Below are 3100 nucleotides of genomic sequence, written 5' to 3' on the forward strand. Positions count from 1 at the left end.
TCCGAGGTCGTCGCAGCGCGCAGGAACTCGCCGCTCGTCGTCGGCCTGGGGGAGGGAGAGAACTTCCTGGGGTCGGACGTGGCGGCGTTCGTCGGCTCGACGTCGGACGCGCTCGAACTCGGCCAGGACACGGCGGTCAGCATCACCGCCGACAAGGTCACGGTGGTCGACTTCGACGGCAGGCCCGCCGAGGGCAAGCGCTTCGAGGTCAATTGGGACCTCTCCGCCGCCGTGAAGGACGGGTACGAGACGTTCATGGACAAGGAGATTCACGAGCAGCCCAAGGCCGTGGCCGAGACGCTGCGCGGGCGCACGAGCCTTGACGGGCGCCTCCACCTCGACGAGCTTCGCATCGATGAGTCGGTTCTGCGCTCGGTGGACAAGATCATCGTCGTCGCCTGCGGAACCGCCGCGTACGCGGGGCACGTCGCAAAATACGCGATCGAGCACTGGTGTCGCGTGCCGGTCGAGGTTGAGCTGGCGCACGAATTCCGCTATCGGGACCCGGTCGTCAACGAAAAGACCCTTGTGGTGGCGATCTCGCAGTCGGGCGAGACGATGGACACCCTCATGGCCATTCGCCACGCCCGCGAGCAGGGCTCGAAGGTGCTCGCCATCGTCAACACCCACGGATCGACGATTGCGCGCGAATCCGACGCCGTTCTCTACACTCACGCGGGGCCCGAGGTGGCCGTCGCCTCGACGAAGGCGTTCATCGCCCAAATCACGGCCTGCTACCTTTTGGGCCTCTACCTGTCCGAACTCCGCGGCAACAAATACGTCGACGAAGTCGCCACCTATCTGGACGAACTGGGCAAAATGCCCGGCCGCATCGAGGAGGTGCTGGCCGAAGAAGAGCAGGTCCGCACGCTCGCCCGTTCGATGGCCGACGTCACCTCGGTTCTTTTCCTCGGCCGCCACGTGGGCTTCCCCGTCGCCCTCGAGGGCGCGCTCAAGCTGAAAGAACTTGCCTACATCCACGCCGAGGGATTCGCGGCCGGCGAGCTCAAGCACGGCCCCATCGCCCTCATCGAAGAGGGACTGCCGGTGTTTGTCATCGTGCCGACGCCGCGGCGGCCCCTCCTTCACTCCAAGGTCATCTCCAACCTTCAGGAGGTCAAGGCCCGCGGCGCCCGCGTCATCGTCATCGCAGAGGAAGGCGACGAGGAGGCCGCAAGCTACGCGACCCGCGTCTTCTGGGTGCCGCGGTCGACGCCCACGCTCATGATGCCGCTCGTGACGGTCGTGCCGCTGCAGATTTTCGCCTGCGAGCTGGCCTCGGTCAAGGGATACGACGTCGACAAGCCGCGCAACCTGGCGAAGTCCGTGACGGTCGAATGATCCGGGCATTCCGTGCCCGGAAGGTCCGCGAGGCCGAAGCGCCGCTCCTGGCCGCGGGCGTTCCCCTCATGGAGCGGGCTTCGGGCGCCCTTGCACTGGCGGTCTTGCGGCTCCTCGGCGGATCCTACGGCAGGAGGGCGCTCGCCCTCGTCGGACCCGGGAACAACGGGGGAGACGCCCTTTTCGCCGCTGCGTTCCTCGCCCGGCGGGGCATGGGCGTCGCTGCGGTCGTCGCCGAGGGCGCGCACGAGGCGGGCCTTGCAGCCGCCCGCGCCGCAGGCTGCGCGGTGCTCGACGTCGCCGACTTCGACGCCGTCGTCAGGGAAGCGGCCCGTGCCGACGTATGGATCGACGGAATTCTGGGAATCGGAGCCCGCGGCGGGCTGCGCGGGCCTTTTGCGTCGCTTGTCGAACGCCTCGAGGGCTCGCGGGAAGGCTCCGCGCGGCTGCCGGCAGGACGGTCGGCCGGAGCCGGGCCCCTCGTCGTCGCCGTCGACGTGCCCTCCGGTATCGGAACGGACGACGGCGCGGCGCCCGGCCCGATCCTGCGCGCCGACCTCACCGTCACGATGGGCGCGCCCAAACCGGGCCTCTTTCTCGACCCCGCGCGCAGGCACGCGGGGCGCGTTGAAACGGCGGACATCGGGCTGGGCCTCTCAGCCGCAGGCTGCGCGGCGCCCGACGACGCCGACATCGACGCCGGCCTTCCCAGCCCCGACCTCGTCTCGATCGAGCGCGCCGACCTCCCGCTTCTGTGGCCCGTTCCCGGGCCTTCCTCGCACAAGTACACGAGGGGAGTGGTCGGCGTCGTGGCTGGCTCGACGAGCTACCCGGGGGCGGGGCTCCTGTGCGTCGACGCGGCCTTGGCTGCGGGGCCCGGCATGGTCCGATACGCCGGGACGCTCGGTTCGACCGTCGTTTTCTCCTGCCCCGAAGCGGTCCTGGGAGAGGGCCGCGTCGATGCCTGGGTCATAGGGCCCGGGCTCGACAGGGAAGCCCTTGCTCGCGCTGAGCCTGTCCTCGACGGACTTCGAAGCGAGGGGTGGACGACGCCCGCCGTCCTCGACGCGGGCGCTCTCGCCTGGGCCGAGCCTGGCATGACGCCCGCGGCGGTCCTCACCCCGCACGCCGGGGAGCTGGCGGCGCTTTTCTCCCGCCTGGGAATCGAAGGCTCCCGCGAGGGCATCGCCGCATGCCCGGCTGCGGCGGCCAAGCTGGCGAGCGAGGCCACGGGTGCCACCGTCGCGCTCAAGGGCCCCGTCGACGTCGTCGTGTCCCCGGGAAGCCCCGTGTACGCGCAGCCGGGCCCTGCCTGGCGGGCCGTCGCGGGCGCGGGCGACGTGTACGCGGGCTTCCTCGGCGCCCTCCTGGCCGCCGGCCTCGAGCCCGCGCAAGCCGCGGCCGCAGCGGCCTGCGTCCACGGGCTTGCCAGCGAAAACGGGCCGATGCGGGCGAGCGACATCGTTCGAAACGCTCCGGCGGCCGTTCGAGCCGCCCTGGCCGGCGACGGAGGCTCCGAAGAAGGACCCGGCTTCCGCACGCCGGACGCCTCCGTCAGGGCTTTTGGCGCGTCGGACGCCTCCGCTTCGGCCTTCCGCATGCGGAAGGCCCGCACGAGGGGGCGTCGGCGCCCCGTGCAGAAAACCGACGAATGCGCACACGCTGCGCGGGAGGAATCGTGATCTCTTATTACCCCGCCGAGGCCCGAATCGACCTTTCGGCCATTCGGTCAAATCTCTCTTCCGTCCGCGAGGCCGCG

Annotated in this window: 2 protein-coding genes; both read left to right on the forward strand. The window is 70.4% G+C overall.

All coding sequences use genetic code 11. The annotated features are described in order from the left end of the window. Nucleotides 1-1341 (forward strand): glutamine--fructose-6-phosphate transaminase (isomerizing) (gene glmS / locus ACO48X_RS10315; protein WP_485002004.1); only part of this gene is annotated, 1341 nt, incomplete at its 5' end. Beyond that, on the forward strand, nucleotides 1338-3023 hold the full coding sequence (locus tag ACO48X_RS10320) for an NAD(P)H-hydrate epimerase (protein ID WP_485002005.1): 1686 nt from the start codon (nucleotides 1338-1340) through the stop codon (nucleotides 3021-3023). The genes glmS and ACO48X_RS10320, both read left to right, overlap by 4 nt. Nucleotides 3024-3100: the final 77 nt, after the last annotated feature.

It is taken from the genome of Peptidiphaga sp. (genome assembly GCF_057238965.1).